Here is a 16,381-nt window from a genome sequence, read left to right as displayed (position 1 = left end):
ATATGAAAATTCTTGGTATTGGTGTTGATATAGTAGAAAATATTAGAATACATAAATATTTAAAAAATGTTAATTTTATTAAAAGAGTTTTTTCTAGTTCAGAAATATTGTCAGCAAAAAAAATAAACAATAAAAAATCTTTTTATTCCAAAAGATTTGCTGCTAAAGAAGCATTTTCTAAAGCAATTGGAACTGGTTTTAGAGAGAATTTGAATTTCAAGGATATAAGTGTAATTAACGATAAGTTAGGTAAACCCTCATTTGTTGTCACAGACAAAATAAAAAAAATTGTTAAAAAGCGATTTAAAATATCTTCCTTTAATTTCTTTCTGTCAATTTCAGATGAAAAAAAATATTCTGTAGCCTACGTGATTTTACAAAAAAAATGATATCAAAAAAAGTTATAATCGATAATATTAAAACAATTTTTTATGCTTTAGTTATAGCTATTGTTATTAGATCTCTTTTTATTCAACCTTTTTATATTCCCTCATCATCAATGGAACCAACGTTATTAATTGGTGATAGATTGTTTGTTACGAAATATTCTTATGGTTATAGCAAGCATTCTTTTCCTTTTAGTCCACCAATAATAAATGGAAGACTATTTTATAACAAACCTAAGGTTGGAGATATTATTGTTTTTAAAACACCAGCTGACAACAGAACTGATTATATTAAAAGATTAATTGGTCTCCCAGGAGACAATATTCAATTTATTAACGGCGATTTATTCGTAAATAATAATCAAATATTAAAATCTAGAATTTCCCAAAATGATAAAATTTATTGTGGAAATCAAACAATAGATGTTAATACATTTGAGGAAAAGCTTCCAAATGGAAAAACACATAACAGTGTATATTTAAAAAGTTATAGTTTTCAAAGTTCAGATAACTTTATAGTTCCGCCTCAACACTACTTTTTTTTAGGCGATAATAGAGACTGTTCTAAAGATAGTAGATATTTGACTAGTGTTGGATATGTACATGAAGATAATTTAGTCGGTAAAGCTCAATTTATTTTTTTTTCATCTGATTTTAGAATTGGAAATATTTTTTCTTTTTGGAAATGGCATAAGACAATTAGATTCGATAGGTTTTTTAAGAAAATTATTTAATGAAAACTAACCCCATAAAATTAGAAAAAAAATTAAAGTTAAAGTTTTCTGATCAAAAGATTTTTATTAAGAGTTTAACGCATAAAAGTTTTGATTCAATAAACAACAATGAAAAGATTGAATTCTTAGGGGATAGAGTTTTAGGTCTTATTATTGCAAAAAAATTACTAGAACTTTATCCTGAAGAAAAAGAAGGGGTGTTAGATAAAAAATTTGCTTCATTAGTAAATAAAAAAAAATGTTTAGAAATTGCAAAAAAAATAGAATTAGAGAAATATATTTTAGTTTTAAACCCCAAGAATAAAAAAATTGAAATTGAAGATAAAATTGTAGCAGACTGTTTAGAGGCTTTAATCGGAGCGATATATCTCGATAAAGGTTTAAATTTTACTGAAAAATTTATTCTTAATTTATGGAGCGAACATATTACAGCGAGTGTTATAACTCAAATTGATGCTAAGACAAAACTACAAGAATATTCACTTAAAATTTTCAAAGTTTTGCCTATTTATAAACTAATCTCAAATACAGGGCCCCGACATAAACCTCTTTTTAAGGTTGCCGTTAAATTAAAAAATACTAAATTTTTTACAGCAGAAGGAACTTCTAAAAAAGATGCAGAACAGAATGCTGCTTCTTTATGTTTAGAGGATATTTTTAAAAAATGAATTGGGACGATAGCGCTTATTTAGTTTCTAAAAATAAATATAGTGAAAATTCAATAATCGCTGAGGTCTTTACAGAAAACCATGGAAAAATCTCAGGGATAATTTTTGGTGGAACTTCAAAAAAAATCAAAAACTACTTGCAAATTGGTAATAAGATTTATGTAAACTATAATTCTAAAAGTGTTACTAGAATTGGTTATTTCAAAATAGAGATTTTAAAAGCTTTAACACCACTCTATTTTGATGAAAATCAGAAACTATCATGCATTACATCGGCAATGCACCTTATAAAACTTCTTACTGCTGAAGCACAATCTAATAAAGAAATTTTTAAATTAATTAATAAATTTTTTGAAATATTAAACTCTGAAAATTGGATTCAAAAATATATTTTCTGGGAGTTAGAACTTTTAAAATTATTGGGATATGATTTGGAATTAAAAACTATGGCTGAAAAAGTAATTGTTGATAGTGAAGTCAATTATTACGTTAAATCCTCAACTGAAAAAAAAAGTATTCCAAATTTTTTAATAGATGAAAATGATATGGATGTTAATTTAAATAATTTACTTAAAGGTCTCAAGCTTGTTAGTGATTACCTTGAAAAAAGTATTCTAAAACCAAATAATTTAAATCTTCCTACTTCTAGAACTCATTTTATTAATCTTTTAAAATAGTTATTTTATTAAATCTTCAATTCTATCTGCGTAATAGCTTACTATAGCGTTTGCTCCGGCTCTTTTAAAAGCAATCAAGCTCTCTAACACTGAGTTTTTATCTATTAGACCTTTTTTGATACTATTACTTAATAGTGAGTATTCACCTGATACTTGGTAAGCAAGAACAGGAATTTTAAAATTATCTTTAACTGTTTTAATTATATCAAGATAGGGCATACCGGGTTTAACCATAACCATATCAGCTCCTTCTTTAATATCTAACGCCACTTCTCTTATTGCCTCATTGCTATTTCTAAAGTCCATTTGATAATTTTTCTTATCACCCTTTAACAAACCTTTAGAACCAACTGCATCTCTGAATGGACCATAAAAACTTGAAGCATATTTTACTGCATAAGAAAGTAGTTGAACCATTTCATGACCCTCCTTATCTAAAGCTTTTCTTATTTTACCTATTCTTCCATCCATCATGTCTGAGGGAGCCAGAATATCACAGCCAATTTCTGCTTGTAACAATGATTGATTTATTAATACTTCAATAGTTTCATCATTTAACACGTAGCCTGATTTTATTAAACCATCATGACCATGTGAGGTATAAGGATCTAAAGCTACATCACACATAATACCAATTTCATTTTTATATCTTTTTTTAATATATCGAATGGCCTTACAAACAAGATTGTCTTCATTCAATGCCTCAGTTCCAATTTCATTTTTTTTTGTTTTATTTGTATAAGGGAACAATGCAACCATAGGTATTTTGCTTTTGATTGCTCTATCAACAATAATTCCAAGTTTATCTATTGTGTATCTATAAACATCAGGCATTGTTTTAATGGATTGTTTTATATTTTTTCCATCAATCAAAAATATAGGTAATATAAAATCGCTAGATGACAGGCTATTTTCTTGAACTAATCTTCTAGACCAATCATTTTTACGACTACGTCTAAGTCTTAAATTTGGGTAATTTCCTGTAATCATGTTTAAATCTGCTTTTAAAATGCGACAAATGTATTATACAAATATATATTAAAAAAGGTAGAAAACAACTGCATGAGCTTAGACAACAAAAACATAATTGACTTAAATCTAAAAAAAGATCAAAAAGTTTTAGATTTTAGTGATTTTCAAAAACAAGATATTAAATTTGATATTAATAAACTCCAAGAAGCTTATAACCAAATTGTTCAAACAAGAAAATTTGATGATGGCGGTGGTATTGCTCACTTTGGGGCTATTTGTTTAACACAAATTCCTGGAGATCCAGATTCTATTAAAGGAAGCAATGCTAGAGGCTCTTACTGGACAAAACCAGACAAATCAGGAAAAGAAGTTACTAGAGATGTTTCAATAGATGAGGCTGCATACTCTGAATTTATACCAGACTATGAAAACACTTATTTCAAGGAAGTATTTGATGCACTTTCTTCAAAATACAAATTAGGTAGAGTTAGAATTTTACTTAAGGAGCCAAGATCAACATTGAGTTGGCATAGAGATCCAGAGCCAAGGTTACATATACCTATAATTACAAACCCTGGTTGCTTAATGGTTATTGATAATGTTGCAAAACATATGCCTGCTGATGGCTCAGTGTGGGTAACTAATAATGTAAAATACCATAATGCCTTTAATGGTGGTGAAGAAAACAGAGTTCACTTGGTAGCCTGTGTTTTAGATTATAAGTTTAATTAAATTGAAAAAAATATTTTTATCCTCTGATCACGCTGGTTATAAATTAAAAGAATTAATTAAACTTCATTTAGATAAAAAGAAAATTAACTATACAGACTTAGGTCCATTCAATAGTGAAAGTGTTGACTATCCAGACTATGCTCATAAAGTTGCTAAAAAGGTTAAAACAAACAATAATCATGCAGGCATACTCGTATGTGGCTCTGGGATGGGAATGAATATTGCTGCAAATAGACATAAAAATATACGCGCCGCTCAGTGTTTTAATTTGAAATCAACTAAATTATCAAGATTGCATAACGATGCAAATATCATTACATTAGGTTCAAGACTTCTTACTAAAAAAACTGCTATAAATTGTGTAAGCGTTTTTTTAAATACAAAGTTTGAAGGTGGAAGACACGCAAAAAGAATTAAAAAGATTTAATTATGTCTAGTGAAAAAAACTATTTAAATGAAAATTATAAAAGCTTTTTTGAAGACAGCTTATCTGTAACTGATCCAGAATTACATAAAGCCATAAGTGATGAGCTAAAAAGACAACAACAACATATAGAATTAATTGCTTCTGAAAATATAGTTTCTCAAGCTGTTTTAGAGGCTCAAGGCTCTGTATTAACAAATAAATATGCAGAAGGATATCCTGGAAAAAGATACTATAATGGATGTGAGCATGTTGATGTTGCTGAAAATTTAGCCATAGAGAGATTAAAGAAACTTTTTGATTGCAAATTTGCAAATGCCCAACCACATTCTGGGGCTCAAGCAAATGGTGCTGTATTTTTGGCACTATTAAATCCTGGTGATACGTTTATGGGAATGAGTTTAAATTCTGGTGGACATATTACTCATGGATTAAAAATATCAATGTCAGGTAAATGGTTTAATCCTATAGGGTATGACGTTGATAAAGAGTCAGAACTTATTGATTATGATAATGTCGAAAAACTTGCATTAGAACATAAACCAAAACTTATAATTTGTGGTGGTAGCGCTTACTCTAGAGTAATTGACTTTAAAAGATTTAGAGAGATTGCTGATAAAGTAGGGGCATATTTGATGGTTGATATGGCTCATTTTTCAGGTTTAGTTGCTGGTAAAGGTTATCCTAACCCATGTGAACACGCACACGTAGTTACTTCAACAACTCATAAAGTTTTCAGAAGTGCTAGAGGTGGAATTATTTTAACTAATTATGAAGACCTGGCAAAAAAATTTAACACTGCAGTATTCCCTGGTTATCAAGGTGGACCGTTGATGCATGTCATCGCTGGAAAGGCTGCTGGGTTTTTGGAAGCTTTAAGACCAGATTTTAAAGATTATATCAAATCAGTTTTGGCAAATGCCAAAATTTTATCTGAGACACTTAAGAATAATGGTTTTAAAATTTATTCTGGTGGAACTGATACACACTTAATGTTAGTTGATCTAAGACCTTTCAATGTTAAGGGTAATGCCGCTGCTGAAAGCCTTTCAAATGCTAATATTACCTGTAACAAAAATGGAATACCTTTTGATTCTGAAAAGCCAATGATTACTTCTGGGATAAGACTTGGAACTCAAGCTGCAACAACTAGAGGCTTTGGTTTAAAAGAATTTGAGAAAGTAGGAGAATTAATTACCAAAGTTGTAAAAGGTTTGTCTAAAAACCCTGAGGATAACAGTAAAATTGAAGAAGAGGTTAGAAATGAAGTTATAGATCTTACATCTAACTTTCCAATCTATAAAAATTTAAAATAATGATTTGTTCAATTTGTAAAAAAGGTGAAACATCAGTAGTAGATTCTAGACCTACAGAAGATGGAACAGCTATAAGAAGAAGAAGACTTTGTGTGTGTGGAGCTAGATTCACAACTTTCGAAAGAGTACAATTTAGAGAAATAATGGTAGTCAAAAAGAATGGAAGAAAATCATCGTTTGATAGAGATAAACTTTCTAAATCAATTTATATAGCCTTAAAGAAAAGACCTATTGATACCGAAACTGCAGAAAAATTTATTAGTCGAACTTCAAGAGCTTTAGAAGAACTTGGTCAAAGTGAAATTTCATCAAATACAATTGGCACAATGGTTATGGAAGGTTTGAAAGATCTTGATCCTGTTGCATACGTTAGATTTGCATCTGTTTATAGAAATTTTAGAGAAGAAAAAGACTTTGTGCAATTCGTGGACAAATTAGATGTCTACAAAAAAAGATAAATTTTCAATTAAAGATAAAATTTTTATGGAGCTTGCCTTGAATTTGGCAAAAGCTCGTCATGGACTAACTGGAATTAATCCTTCTGTAGGTTGTGTGATTGTCAAAAATAATAAAATACTTTCAATTGGTCAAACAGGTTTTAAAGGTACACCTCATGCAGAATTTAATGCCATTAAAAATTCACATGAAAATATAGAAGGCTCAAAAATGTATGTCACCCTTGAACCATGTAGTCATTATGGAAAAACTCCTCCATGCACAAATATTATAATTAAAAATAAAATTAAAGAAGTTGTCTATGGAGTTGAAGATATTGATAAAAAAGTTAAAGGTAAAACTTTAAAAATTCTTAAGTCAAAAAATATTTTAGTAAAAAAAGATTTACTCAAAAAACAAATTAATAAATTTTATGCACCTTATTTTTTTAATAGAAAAAAAAACCTTCCTTATGTTACTGGTAAAATTGCAATTTCTAAAAATAATTTGATATATAGCAAAGATACTAAAAGAATTTCAGATATTCATACTGATAAATTTACACATTTTCTTAGATATAAAAATGACTCGTTAATGATTTCCTCCAAAACTTTAAATAAAGATGACCCAAAACTCAATTGCAGACTAGAAGGTTTGAGTAAATTTTCTCCTAAAAGAATAATTTTAGATAGAAACTTAGAAATTAAAAAGAATTCATATATTTTTAAAACAGCAAATAAAGACAATACTATAATTTTTTATCATAACGCCAAAGCTGAGGTGAAATTAATGTTAAAAAAAAAAGGTATAACTTTAATCAAAAGTAAATTAGATAAAAATAGCTTTGATATTAAATCAATTTTAATGAAACTCTATGTCCTTGGCTGTAGGAATTTATTAGTTGAAGGGGGAAATGATCTTTCTAAACACATTATTAAAAAAAAATTATTTAATGAATTTTATTTATACAAATGTAGTAAAAGTTTATCAAAGTTAGTTAATCATAAAGAGTTTGGTTTTCTTAAAGAACTAAAGAAAAATTATAAAAATAAATTGAAAATTAATAAAAAATTAGGCAAAGATGTAATTACACTTTACAAATAATATTATGTTTAATGGAATAATTTTTAATCAAGGTTTAATTACTAAATTTGAAAAAAGATCAAAAGGTATTAATATTTTTGTAAAAGCTGATTTAAAATTAACACGTAAAGATTTGGGCGTATCAGTTGCTTGTGATGGTGTTTGTTTAACATTAATCGATATTAAAAATCAGATAATGGAATTTTATCTTTCTGATGAAACTATACAAAGATCAAAATTTAAATTCCTAAAAATAAATGATAAAATAAATCTTGAACTTCCTTTAAAATTTGGCCAAAAAATATCAGGACATATTTGCCAAGGCCACATCGATGCGGTAGGTAAAATACAGAGCATTAAAAAAATTGATAAATCATATTTATTTGATTTTGAAATTCTTAAAAAAGAACGAGCAAATTTAATTGATAAAGCCTCTATATGTATAAATGGAATTTCTTTAACAATTTCCAAAGTAACCAAAAAAGGTTTTCAAGTTTGGGTTATTCCACACACCTTTAAGCTAACTAATTTATCTTCGTTAAAAAAAGGCAGTCTAGTTAATATAGAGATAGATATCTTATCTAAATACGTTAGAAATTATTTTAATGAAAAAAAATAATTATGCATCCATTGAAAGTATAATAAATATCGCAAAGAAGGGTGGTATGTTCATCTTAGTTGATGATGAGAAAAGAGAAAACGAAGGAGACTTAATAATATCAACCACTGACTCAAGTGCTAAAAATATAAATTTTATGGCAAAATATGGTCGTGGATTAATTTGTCTGGCGCTAGATAGTGTACAAGCAAAGCGATTAAATTTATCTTTGATGTCACCAATAAATCAATCAAGGAATAAAACTGCATTTACAATTTCTATTGAAGCAAAAAAAGGAATAACAACAGGTATCTCAGCAAAAGATAGAGCAAAGACAATTAAAATTGCTTCAAAAAAAAATGCAAATAAGAAAGACATAGTTTCACCTGGACATGTTTTTCCAATTATTGCGAAAGACGGCGGCGTTTTAGTAAGAGCTGGTCACACAGAAGCCTCTGTTGATATTTCAAAACTTGCAAAAAAAAATAACTCTGCAGTTATTTGTGAAATAATGAATGAGGATGGGACAATGGCAAAAGGCCAAGATTTATTCGATTTTGCAAACAAACATAATTTAAAGATAGGTAAAATCGAAGATCTTATTGCTTATCGTTTAAAAAAAGAAAAATTAATTAAACTTAAAAAACAATCAGATATTAAAGTAAAAAATCAAAAATATAAAATTCGAATTTATGAAAACCTTTTAGATGGATCTGAGCATTTTGCTTTGATTAAAGGAAATATTAAAAAAGGGATAATACCAAGAGTTAGAGTAATTTCTTCTAACGTAGTTCAAAATTATTTAATCAATCAACAATTACCAAATTCATTTGATAAAACTTTAAATTATTTTAAGAAATTTAATAACTGTGTTTTAGTTTTTATAAAAGATACAAATTTAAAATCTGTTACACAAACACTTAAGGATTATAAAAACAAAAATTTCTATAAAAAAGGAAATGATAAGCTTATAAGAAATTATGGTATTGGTGCTCAAATAATTAAAGATTTAAAGATTAAAAATATGATATTAATTACTAAGTCTCTTAAAAAAGTTATTGGTTTGGAAGGTTATGATATAAAGATTACTAAACAGGAAATTATTTAATGAAAAGAAAATATTTAATAGTTATTGCTGATTATTATAAAGATATATCAAAGGGTTTACTAAGTAGTGCAAAGAGCATATTACCCAAATCTAGTTTAATAAAAATTATTAATGTTCCTGGTGTTTTTGAAATACCAGTCACGATTTCAAAGAATATTAAAAAATATGATGCTTTTTTAGCTCTTGGTTGTGTTATTAAAGGCCAAACACCTCATTTTGATTTTATTTCTCATTCTTCAACTGATGCAATAATGAAACTTTCTGTAGATAGCAAAAAACCCATTGGTAATGGAATTATTACCTGTCTTAATATGCGTCAAGCTATAGCTAGGAAGAAAAAGGGTAGAGAAGCAGCTCAAGCTGTAATATCTGTTCTATCTCAATAACAATGAGAACTCCATATAATCCCAATCAAAGTCCGAGGGTAATTATTATCCAAAAATTATATGGAAATTTTTTTAATGATGACACAGACTTAACTTTTCCCAAACATAGATTTAAAAAATTCATTAAGGATGTTGTTTTAGGTACCATTGAAAGAGATGAAGTTATTAAAGAAGAGGTTAAAAAATATCTAAGTGAGGACTTAGAGTTAACTAATTTAGATCAGGTTTTTCAAGTGATAGTAAAATCTGCTATATTTGAGTTTTTATACAAACCTAAAGTTTCTTCTAAAATAATTATTAAAGAATATCTTGATGCATCAAACTTTTTTTTAGAAGATGGTCAAACTAAATATTTAAATGCAATATTAGACAAAATAGCTAAAAAAATAAGAACCACTAATGCATGAATTTGAATTAATAAAAAATTATTTTCAAAAACTTTCTAAAAAATCACCAAGTGCCTTAAATTTGAATGATGATGTTTTTTTTGATAAAAAAAATAAATTAGCAGTATCTGTTGATACATATACAAAAGGCAATCATTTCATAGACTTTAAAAGACCTGATCTTGTCATTAAAAAAATAATTAGATCATCAATTTCAGATTTAATATGCAAAGGTATTAAACCAAAATATTATTTTATTTCTGGTTCTGGTAATAAAAAAAGTTTTTCTAAATTAAATTTATCAAAAATCAGCAAATCACTTAATCAAGAACAAAATAAATATAAAATATTTTTAAGTGGTGGAGATACAGTTTTTTCTAACAAGTTAAGTTTTACAATTACTTCAATAGGTTTTGCCGATAATATTATCTATAGAAACAAAGCTAAACTTTATGATGATGTATATGTCTCTGGAAATATAGGAGACAGCTATTTAGGGCTATTAGTTTTAAAAAATAAAATTAAGCTTAATTCAAGATTAAAAAAATATTTTACTAATCAATATTTTATGCCAAATATTCAATTAAAATTAATTGATCAAATTAAAAAGTTTGCCAATACTTCAATTGATATATCTGATGGACTTATAGCGGACCTTGATAAAATGATTAATAATCAGAAATTATCTTATAAAATTTTTTTAAAAGATATTCCAATTTCAAGTAACCTAAAGAAGATACTTGCTCTTAAAAAACTATCTAAGATTAATTACATTTCTAATGGTGATGATTATCAGGTCTTATTTACAGCTTCTAAAAATAAGATGAGAATCATAAGAAAAATAGCTACTAATTGTAGAGTTAAGCTAACTAAAATTGGCACAATTCAAAGCCATGTTAAAAAATCATCCATTGTAGATGATGAAAATCGGCAAATTACCCTTAAAAATAAAGGTTATTTTCATAAGTTTTGAAAAGTTAAATATTGCCTTTTATTGCTTTTTTTGTATTGTCCGGACTTTAAACTATAAAATTTAACAACCAAACAACCAAAGGCAAAATGAACTCACTAATAGAAACAATATTATTATTTACCATAGCAGCTGGATCTCTTTCAATCGTTTATGGTTTTTTTACAGGAATGAATATCCTTAACTCAAGTGCTGGAAATGCCAAGATGCAAGAAATAGCATCAGCAATTCAAATTGGTGCTAAGGCTTATTTAGCAAGACAATATAAAACAATTGCCGTGGTTGGAGTTGTTGTTTTAGTTATTATTTGCTTTGTGTTCAGTCCATTAGTTGGTTTAGGTTATTTTATTGGTGCTACATTATCAGGTATAGCCGGTTATGTTGGAATGTTAGTTTCTGTTCAAGCTAACGTTAGAACTGCAGAAGCATCAAGAAAAGGTTTAGCAAGCGGTCTTGCTGTTGCATTTAAATCAGGTGCTGTAACTGGAATGTTAGTTGCTGGATTAGCTTTACTTGCAATCGCTGTTTATTACTATTTTTTATTAAAAGCAGGTATTGATGACAGAGAAGTTGTTAATGCATTAGTTGCATTAGGTTTTGGTGCTTCTTTAATATCAATTTTTGCAAGATTAGGTGGTGGAATTTTTACAAAAGGTGCTGATGTTGGTGCTGACTTAGTTGGTAAAGTTGAAGCAGGTATTCCAGAAGATGATCCTAGAAATCCAGCTGTAATTGCTGACAATGTTGGAGATAACGTTGGTGATTGTGCTGGTATGGCAGCAGACTTATTTGAAACTTACGCTGTAACAATTGTTGCAACAATGGTTCTTTCTTCGATATTTTTCTATGGTGATATAAATATGATGATCTATCCTCTAACTATTGGTGGGGCTTGTATTTTAACATCAATCTTAGGAACTTTCTTTGTTAAACTTGGAAAAAGTAAAAATGTTATGAACGCTTTATATAAAGGGTTTGTAGTTTCTGCTGTTTCTTCATTAATAATTTTATACCCTGTTACTGATTATGTAATCGGATTTGCAAGCGAATATACTGTTAATGGTAAAAGTTTTACTGGTATGAGTTTGTATTACTGTGGAATAATTGGTTTAGTTATTACTGGACTATTAATTTGGATTACTGAATACTACACTGGTACTGAATACAGACCAGTAAGAAGTATTGCTAAATCTTCTACAACTGGTCATGGAACAAACGTTATCCAAGGCTTAGCTGTTTCTATGGAAGCCACTGCTGTACCAGCTTTAATTATTGTTGCCGGTATATTAGCAACAAATTCAATCGCTGGTCTTTATGGTATCGCTATTTCAGTAACTACAATGCTTGCATTAGCAGGTATGGTTGTTGCTCTTGATGCTTATGGTCCTGTAACAGATAATGCTGGCGGTATTGCTGAAATGGCTAAATTACCAAATAGTGTTAGAAAAACTACTGATGCATTAGATGCAGTAGGTAATACGACTAAAGCTGTTACTAAAGGTTATGCTATAGGTTCAGCAGGTTTAGGTGCTCTAGTATTATTTGCAGCTTATGTTGAGGATATCAAACACTTTTCAGGTGTAGCAGGTTCAAAGCTTGAAGGAATTGTTGTAACTTTTGATTTATCGAATCCTTACGTTGTGGTTGGGTTATTAATTGGTGGAATGCTTCCATATTTATTTGGATCAATGGGTATGCAAGCCGTTGGTAGAGCAGGTGGTGCAGTGGTTGTCGAAGTAAGAAGACAATTTAAAAAATATCCAGGTATCATGAAGGGTAAACAAAAACCTGATTATGCTAAATTAGTAGATTTATTAACTTTAGCTGCAATTAGAGAAATGATTATACCTTCATTATTGCCAGTTCTTTCTCCTATTGTTTTATACTTTGTAATACTAGCTATAGGTGGTCAAGTTGCTGCTTTAGCTGCAGTAGGTGCAATGTTGTTAGGTGTAATTATTACAGGTTTATTTGTAGCTGTTTCAATGACTGCGGGTGGTGGTGCTTGGGATAATGCAAAAAAGTATATTGAAGACGGAAATCACGGTGGAAAAGGTTCTGAAGCACACAAAGCTGCTGTAACTGGTGACACTGTTGGAGACCCGTACAAAGATACTGCTGGTCCTGCTGTAAACCCAATGATTAAGATTACTAATATTGTAGCTTTATTATTGTTAGCTGTAATTGCTGGCTAAGAAAAGATTAATTTCTTTTTCTTTTACCTAAGGGGTCGTTAATTTTCTGTCTCATACTGGATAGAAAGTCGTATACAAATGTGTTTTTCTTGTATTGATTTTCAGTGGTTTGTTCTGCGAATTTCAATTCTTGCATATTAGTGAGATCTAGAAACTCTTTCGTTTCTAGAAGACCCATACTGTTGATTTCTAATAATAGAACATTGTTTACAATAATACTTTCACTGCCAAATTTTGTAAGAGATGAATTATCTGTTTTTCTTTCAATATAAATCCATAAATCATTGTCAAAAGTACTTTTAGTTGATGGTGAACCTAATAATTTTAAAATATCGTTTTTATTTGACTGATTAACAGTAAGTTTTTCTTGTTTTTTATTTAAAAAATGAACACCGTGGTGTTTTTCAACTTTTTTTAAAGTACAAGCTGAAATAAATAATGATATTATAATAAATACAAATAATTTTCTCATGGATAAAAACTATATAAATATTTACAACAATTTAGTTCAATTAACTAGAAATAAAGATTTGTATAAAGATTTTAAAAACCAAGACACTTTTTCTGATAGATTAATATTCTTTTTACTTCATTTTGCTTTCTTTTTGAAAGTTTATAAGGAAAATAATGATAAAAAAATACTACAAGAGATTTATGATTTTACCTTCAGACAAGTAGAATTAAGCATCAGGGAAATTGGTTATGGTGATCAATCAATTAATAAAAAAATGAAAGATTACCTAAACTTATTCTATGGAATGATCGACAAAATTCACAGTTGGGATGAATTAGATATAGAATCTAGAAACTCTATTTTGGTAAATTTTTTAGATAATTCATCTAATATTGAGTATTTGGTTAATTATTTTGAAAATTATAGGTTAAATTTAAAAAATAATACTTTAAATTCTTATATAAAAGGTGTAGTTAAGCACTAATTTTATTATGGCTGTACCTAAACGAAAACAATCACCGTCAAGAACTGGAATGAGAAGAGCTCAGAATATGAAGTTCAAATCTACCAATATTGTTGAGGACAAGAAATCTGGAGAATACAGATTACCTCATCACTTAGATCTAAAAACAGGCATGTATAGAGGTAGACAAGTTTTAGATCCTAAGGAATAAAAGTCCAAAATTAAATGAGCAAAATAATAAAAATTGCAGTTGATGCAATGGGTGGAGATAATTCACCAAAAAAAATTATTGATGGAATTAATCATCATTATAAAAGTAACACTAATACTTTTTATCAAATTTTTGGTGATAAGGAAAAAATCCAAAATTATATCAATCAATTACCCACATCTTCATTTGAAATAATTCACACCAAAGATTTGGTTAAAGGAACTGATAGTCCTTTAGAAGGAGCTAAAAGAGGAAAAAATACTAGTATGTGGTTAGCCATACAAAGTGTTAAAGAAAAAAAATCTGACATAGTTATTTCTGCCGGTAACACTGGAGCATTACTTGTTATTTCAAAACTTAATCTAAAGATGATTGAAAACATTGATAAACCAGCTCTTTCTGCTTTATGGCCAAATAAAAAGAATATGAGTGTAGTGTTAGATTTAGGAGCTAATATCGAATGTAGTCCAAAAAATTTAATTGATTTTTCTATAATGGGATCTTCGTTATTTAAATCGTTATATCCTGATGATACCGCTAAAGTTGCTTTATTAAATATAGGGTCTGAAGAAATTAAAGGTAATGAGACTATCAAAGAAACTTACCAACAATTAAATCAAAGAAATAACACTGACTTTGATTTTAAGGGTTATATAGAAGGTAATCAGTTAATGAATGGCGATGTAAATGTTATCGTTGCAGATGGATTTACTGGGAATATTGCTTTGAAGACAGCCGAAGGTACTGCAAATTTTATTACCAGTGAATTAAAGAAAGCCATGACAGGTAATATTATTGGTAAAATTTCATCTTTACTAAATATTTCAAATTTAAAAAAATTTAAAGAAAGATTAGATCCAAGACTTTATAATGGTGCAATTTTCATAGGTTTAGATTCTCCTGTTATTAAAAGCCATGGTGGAACAGATTATATAGGTTTTTCAAACTCATTAAGTGTTTGCACTAGAATTGTCACTGGAAATTTAATAGAAAAAATAAGAAACAACATAAGTTAATGAAAAGAACTAACTTAACAAAAAAAGATCTTATAAATTCAATTTATATGCAAATTGGTTTTTCAAAAAATATATCTGAAAATTTAATTGATGATTTTCTAATTACAATAGTGGACAATTTAAAAATAGAAAAAAAATTAAAGCTCTCTAAATTTGGTACTTTTTCTATAAGGGCAAAAAAAAGTAGAATTGGACGAAATCCCAAAACAAAAGAACAAACAACTATATCTAATAGAGATGTTGTTTTATTTAAAGCTTCTAAGGAATTTAAAGATTTGGTAAATTCTAAGAATGATTCATAAAAATAGTGATGCTTATAAGTCAATAGGTGAGGTTGCTAAAATTCTTGGTCTTGTAAACAAAAAAAAAGGAACCTTGAGTACTCATACTATTCGATTTTGGGAGAAGGAATTTAAGCAAATTAAGCCAAAAATTTTAAATGGTAATAGAAGATATTATAATAATGATACTATTGAGGTTTTAAAAAAAGTTAAATATCTACTCAAAGATCAAGGAATGACAATTATTGGTGTTAAAAAAGTTCTTAATTCTGATAAATCATTAAAACTTGACGAATTACCAAATAATTCTATAAATGCTGATTATAATTTAAAAAATAAACTTAAGAAGATTTCTGATTTAATAAAAAAAATAAAAAGTTTAAAATAAAATGGCAAAAAAAACGCACGTTAAAGTTAGATTAGTACCAGAGGCTAAACCTGATAGTCCTTTTTTTTATTATGTTAAAAAACCTGCGGGTGGTGAAAAAGCTAAAGTTAAATTGTCTGCAAAGAAATATAACCCTTCTACAAGAAAACATGAAATGTTTGTGGAAAAAAAATTACCTCCACACAGTAAATAGTACTATTTTTTTCTAAAATTTCTTTTTTCGTAATCAATAAAAGACCAAATCATATTTTTCCAAATTCTATTAGTGATTTTTGGGTCAATATTAGTTTGTATTGATTTTTTTTTAATTTTTTTAAGTATAAAATTGATCCTTTTTTGATCAATTATTTCTTTTTTATGGATTTTTACTTTTAGCACTTCATTGACTAATGAAGATCTTTTTTTGATTAATTTAAGTAAATCATTATCAAGTTTATCAAGCTTAATTCTAATCTGATTTAGTTTTTTTTTATTTGTAGGCGACATTTATTCAATTGG

General features: G+C 28.1%; 24 protein-coding genes. 21 read left to right on the top strand and 3 right to left on the bottom strand.

From position 1 onward, the window contains the following. The first annotated feature begins 2 nt into the window (after positions 1–2). The 4 genes from acpS to recO are packed head-to-tail and all read left to right on the top strand — an operon-like array spanning position 3 to position 2,465. Positions 3–389 carry a holo-ACP synthase gene (gene acpS, locus AC5SL4_RS03330; protein WP_494587596.1) on the top strand — a complete coding sequence of 129 codons (387 nt, stop codon included), beginning with the start codon at positions 3–5 and terminating at the stop codon, positions 387–389. Beyond that, positions 386–1,120, top strand: a complete 735-nt coding sequence (gene lepB, locus AC5SL4_RS03325; RefSeq protein ID WP_271480930.1) for a signal peptidase I — start codon at positions 386–388, stop codon at positions 1,118–1,120. The genes acpS and lepB overlap by 4 nt, the downstream gene beginning before the upstream one ends. Further along, positions 1,120–1,788: a ribonuclease III gene (rnc, locus tag AC5SL4_RS03320; RefSeq protein ID WP_494587595.1), complete on the top strand. Its 669-nt coding sequence runs from the start codon at positions 1,120–1,122 to the stop codon at positions 1,786–1,788. The genes lepB and rnc overlap by 1 nt, the downstream gene beginning before the upstream one ends. After that, complete coding sequence (gene recO / locus AC5SL4_RS03315; protein WP_494587594.1) at positions 1,785–2,465, top strand: DNA repair protein RecO; 681 nt, start codon at positions 1,785–1,787, stop codon at positions 2,463–2,465. Before rnc ends, recO begins: the two co-directional genes overlap by 4 nt. Here recO and hemB read toward each other — a convergent pair whose 3' ends face one another. After that, complete coding sequence (gene hemB, locus AC5SL4_RS03310; RefSeq protein ID WP_020169453.1) at positions 2,466–3,455, bottom strand: porphobilinogen synthase; 990 nt, start codon at positions 3,453–3,455, stop codon at positions 2,466–2,468. It lies immediately after the preceding gene. Positions 3,456–3,527: 72 nt separating this feature from the next. On the opposite strand from hemB, the gene AC5SL4_RS03305 reads away from it, so the two are divergent. From AC5SL4_RS03305 to AC5SL4_RS03255, 11 genes are all read left to right on the top strand, one after another. Next, complete coding sequence (locus tag AC5SL4_RS03305) at positions 3,528–4,169, top strand: aspartyl/asparaginyl beta-hydroxylase domain-containing protein (RefSeq protein WP_494587593.1); 642 nt, start codon at positions 3,528–3,530, stop codon at positions 4,167–4,169. A 1-nt stretch (position 4,170) separates the two neighbouring features. Beyond that, on the top strand, positions 4,171–4,596 hold the full coding sequence (rpiB, locus tag AC5SL4_RS03300) for a ribose 5-phosphate isomerase B (RefSeq protein ID WP_271726250.1): 426 nt from the start codon (positions 4,171–4,173) through the stop codon (positions 4,594–4,596). A gap of 2 nt (positions 4,597–4,598) precedes the next feature. Then, positions 4,599–5,909 carry a serine hydroxymethyltransferase gene (gene glyA, locus AC5SL4_RS03295; protein ID WP_494587591.1) on the top strand — a complete coding sequence of 437 codons (1,311 nt, stop codon included), beginning with the start codon at positions 4,599–4,601 and terminating at the stop codon, positions 5,907–5,909. Continuing rightward, the gene (gene nrdR / locus AC5SL4_RS03290) at positions 5,909–6,367 is read left to right on the top strand and encodes a transcriptional regulator NrdR (RefSeq protein WP_006996878.1); all 459 of its coding nucleotides are present in this window, start codon (positions 5,909–5,911) and stop codon (positions 6,365–6,367) included. The genes glyA and nrdR overlap by 1 nt, the downstream gene beginning before the upstream one ends. Next, positions 6,348–7,448: a bifunctional diaminohydroxyphosphoribosylaminopyrimidine deaminase/5-amino-6-(5-phosphoribosylamino)uracil reductase RibD gene (gene ribD / locus AC5SL4_RS03285; protein ID WP_494587590.1), complete on the top strand. Its 1,101-nt coding sequence runs from the start codon at positions 6,348–6,350 to the stop codon at positions 7,446–7,448. The genes nrdR and ribD overlap by 20 nt, the downstream gene beginning before the upstream one ends. Before the next feature lie 4 nt (positions 7,449–7,452). After that, positions 7,453–8,046, top strand: coding sequence for a riboflavin synthase (locus AC5SL4_RS03280; protein ID WP_494587589.1), 594 nt, complete (start codon positions 7,453–7,455; stop codon positions 8,044–8,046). Then, positions 8,033–9,133 (top strand): 3,4-dihydroxy-2-butanone-4-phosphate synthase, encoded by a 1,101-nt coding sequence (gene ribB, locus AC5SL4_RS03275; RefSeq protein WP_006996881.1) that lies wholly within the window; start codon positions 8,033–8,035, stop codon positions 9,131–9,133. Before AC5SL4_RS03280 ends, ribB begins: the two co-directional genes overlap by 14 nt. Then, the gene (gene ribH / locus AC5SL4_RS03270) at positions 9,133–9,519 is read left to right on the top strand and encodes a 6,7-dimethyl-8-ribityllumazine synthase (RefSeq protein ID WP_006996882.1); all 387 of its coding nucleotides are present in this window, start codon (positions 9,133–9,135) and stop codon (positions 9,517–9,519) included. Before ribB ends, ribH begins: the two co-directional genes overlap by 1 nt. A 2-nt stretch (positions 9,520–9,521) precedes the next feature. Next, complete coding sequence (locus AC5SL4_RS03265) at positions 9,522–9,926, top strand: transcription antitermination factor NusB (protein ID WP_011282132.1); 405 nt, start codon at positions 9,522–9,524, stop codon at positions 9,924–9,926. Beyond that, positions 9,919–10,878: a thiamine-phosphate kinase gene (gene thiL / locus AC5SL4_RS03260; RefSeq protein WP_271564668.1), complete on the top strand. Its 960-nt coding sequence runs from the start codon at positions 9,919–9,921 to the stop codon at positions 10,876–10,878. Before AC5SL4_RS03265 ends, thiL begins: the two co-directional genes overlap by 8 nt. 86 nt (positions 10,879–10,964) lie before the next feature. After that, on the top strand, positions 10,965–13,070 hold the full coding sequence (locus AC5SL4_RS03255) for a sodium-translocating pyrophosphatase (RefSeq protein ID WP_494587588.1): 2,106 nt from the start codon (positions 10,965–10,967) through the stop codon (positions 13,068–13,070). 7 nt (positions 13,071–13,077) lie between these two features. On the opposite strand, the gene bamE is transcribed toward AC5SL4_RS03255, so the two are convergent. Further along, positions 13,078–13,542: an outer membrane protein assembly factor BamE domain-containing protein gene (gene bamE / locus AC5SL4_RS03250; RefSeq protein ID WP_494587587.1), complete on the bottom strand. Its 465-nt coding sequence runs from the start codon at positions 13,540–13,542 to the stop codon at positions 13,078–13,080. Here bamE and AC5SL4_RS03245 point away from each other — a divergent pair. The 6 genes from AC5SL4_RS03245 to AC5SL4_RS03220 are packed head-to-tail and all read left to right on the top strand — an operon-like array spanning position 13,541 to position 16,076. Continuing rightward, the gene (locus AC5SL4_RS03245; protein WP_006996887.1) at positions 13,541–14,008 is read left to right on the top strand and encodes a ubiquinol-cytochrome C chaperone family protein; all 468 of its coding nucleotides are present in this window, start codon (positions 13,541–13,543) and stop codon (positions 14,006–14,008) included. The genes bamE and AC5SL4_RS03245 overlap by 2 nt on opposite strands. 7 nt (positions 14,009–14,015) lie before the next feature. Further along, positions 14,016–14,198 carry a 50S ribosomal protein L32 gene (gene rpmF, locus AC5SL4_RS03240; RefSeq protein WP_011282128.1) on the top strand — a complete coding sequence of 61 codons (183 nt, stop codon included), beginning with the start codon at positions 14,016–14,018 and terminating at the stop codon, positions 14,196–14,198. Positions 14,199–14,212: 14 nt separating this feature from the next. Beyond that, positions 14,213–15,214, top strand: a complete 1,002-nt coding sequence (gene plsX, locus AC5SL4_RS03235) for a phosphate acyltransferase PlsX (protein WP_494587586.1) — start codon at positions 14,213–14,215, stop codon at positions 15,212–15,214. Then, complete coding sequence (locus AC5SL4_RS03230) at positions 15,214–15,516, top strand: HU family DNA-binding protein (protein ID WP_018414148.1); 303 nt, start codon at positions 15,214–15,216, stop codon at positions 15,514–15,516. The genes plsX and AC5SL4_RS03230 overlap by 1 nt, the downstream gene beginning before the upstream one ends. Further along, positions 15,506–15,883 carry a MerR family transcriptional regulator gene (locus AC5SL4_RS03225; RefSeq protein ID WP_494587585.1) on the top strand — a complete coding sequence of 126 codons (378 nt, stop codon included), beginning with the start codon at positions 15,506–15,508 and terminating at the stop codon, positions 15,881–15,883. Before AC5SL4_RS03230 ends, AC5SL4_RS03225 begins: the two co-directional genes overlap by 11 nt. A gap of 1 nt (position 15,884) precedes the next feature. Continuing rightward, a complete protein-coding gene (locus AC5SL4_RS03220) occupies positions 15,885–16,076 on the top strand; it encodes a 50S ribosomal protein L33 (protein WP_006996892.1) in 192 nt (63 codons plus the stop codon). Positions 16,077–16,078: 2 nt separating this feature from the next. On the opposite strand, the gene AC5SL4_RS03215 is transcribed toward AC5SL4_RS03220, so the two are convergent. Beyond that, on the bottom strand, positions 16,079–16,369 hold the full coding sequence (locus AC5SL4_RS03215; RefSeq protein WP_006996893.1) for a chorismate mutase: 291 nt from the start codon (positions 16,367–16,369) through the stop codon (positions 16,079–16,081). Positions 16,370–16,381 lie beyond the last annotated feature (12 nt).

Source organism: Candidatus Pelagibacter sp. PS_02 (assembly GCF_059418065.1).
Note: the sequence above shows the minus strand (reverse complement) of the source record. Positions and strands in the feature narration are given on the sequence as shown.

Coding starts and splice junctions, on each gene's coding strand:
- AC5SL4_RS03220 (WP_006996892.1), top strand. CDS start 15,885: ATGGCAAAAAAAACGCACGTTAAAGTTAGATTAGTACCAGAGGCTAAA.
- AC5SL4_RS03245 (WP_006996887.1), top strand. CDS start 13,541: ATGGATAAAAACTATATAAATATTTACAACAATTTAGTTCAATTAACT.
- ribD (WP_494587590.1), top strand. CDS start 6,348: ATGTCTACAAAAAAAGATAAATTTTCAATTAAAGATAAAATTTTTATG.
- AC5SL4_RS03215 (WP_006996893.1), bottom strand. CDS start 16,369: ATGTCGCCTACAAATAAAAAAAAACTAAATCAGATTAGAATTAAGCTT.
- AC5SL4_RS03230 (WP_018414148.1), top strand. CDS start 15,214: ATGAAAAGAACTAACTTAACAAAAAAAGATCTTATAAATTCAATTTAT.
- glyA (WP_494587591.1), top strand. CDS start 4,599: ATGTCTAGTGAAAAAAACTATTTAAATGAAAATTATAAAAGCTTTTTT.
- ribB (WP_006996881.1), top strand. CDS start 8,033: ATGAAAAAAAATAATTATGCATCCATTGAAAGTATAATAAATATCGCA.
- acpS (WP_494587596.1), top strand. CDS start 3: ATGAAAATTCTTGGTATTGGTGTTGATATAGTAGAAAATATTAGAATA.
- nrdR (WP_006996878.1), top strand. CDS start 5,909: ATGATTTGTTCAATTTGTAAAAAAGGTGAAACATCAGTAGTAGATTCT.
- bamE (WP_494587587.1), bottom strand. CDS start 13,542: ATGAGAAAATTATTTGTATTTATTATAATATCATTATTTATTTCAGCT.
- AC5SL4_RS03225 (WP_494587585.1), top strand. CDS start 15,506: ATGATTCATAAAAATAGTGATGCTTATAAGTCAATAGGTGAGGTTGCT.
- rpmF (WP_011282128.1), top strand. CDS start 14,016: ATGGCTGTACCTAAACGAAAACAATCACCGTCAAGAACTGGAATGAGA.
- AC5SL4_RS03305 (WP_494587593.1), top strand. CDS start 3,528: ATGAGCTTAGACAACAAAAACATAATTGACTTAAATCTAAAAAAAGAT.
- thiL (WP_271564668.1), top strand. CDS start 9,919: ATGCATGAATTTGAATTAATAAAAAATTATTTTCAAAAACTTTCTAAA.
- ribH (WP_006996882.1), top strand. CDS start 9,133: ATGAAAAGAAAATATTTAATAGTTATTGCTGATTATTATAAAGATATA.
- AC5SL4_RS03280 (WP_494587589.1), top strand. CDS start 7,453: ATGTTTAATGGAATAATTTTTAATCAAGGTTTAATTACTAAATTTGAA.
- rnc (WP_494587595.1), top strand. CDS start 1,120: ATGAAAACTAACCCCATAAAATTAGAAAAAAAATTAAAGTTAAAGTTT.
- hemB (WP_020169453.1), bottom strand. CDS start 3,455: ATGATTACAGGAAATTACCCAAATTTAAGACTTAGACGTAGTCGTAAA.
- lepB (WP_271480930.1), top strand. CDS start 386: ATGATATCAAAAAAAGTTATAATCGATAATATTAAAACAATTTTTTAT.
- recO (WP_494587594.1), top strand. CDS start 1,785: ATGAATTGGGACGATAGCGCTTATTTAGTTTCTAAAAATAAATATAGT.
- AC5SL4_RS03265 (WP_011282132.1), top strand. CDS start 9,522: ATGAGAACTCCATATAATCCCAATCAAAGTCCGAGGGTAATTATTATC.
- plsX (WP_494587586.1), top strand. CDS start 14,213: ATGAGCAAAATAATAAAAATTGCAGTTGATGCAATGGGTGGAGATAAT.
- AC5SL4_RS03255 (WP_494587588.1), top strand. CDS start 10,965: ATGAACTCACTAATAGAAACAATATTATTATTTACCATAGCAGCTGGA.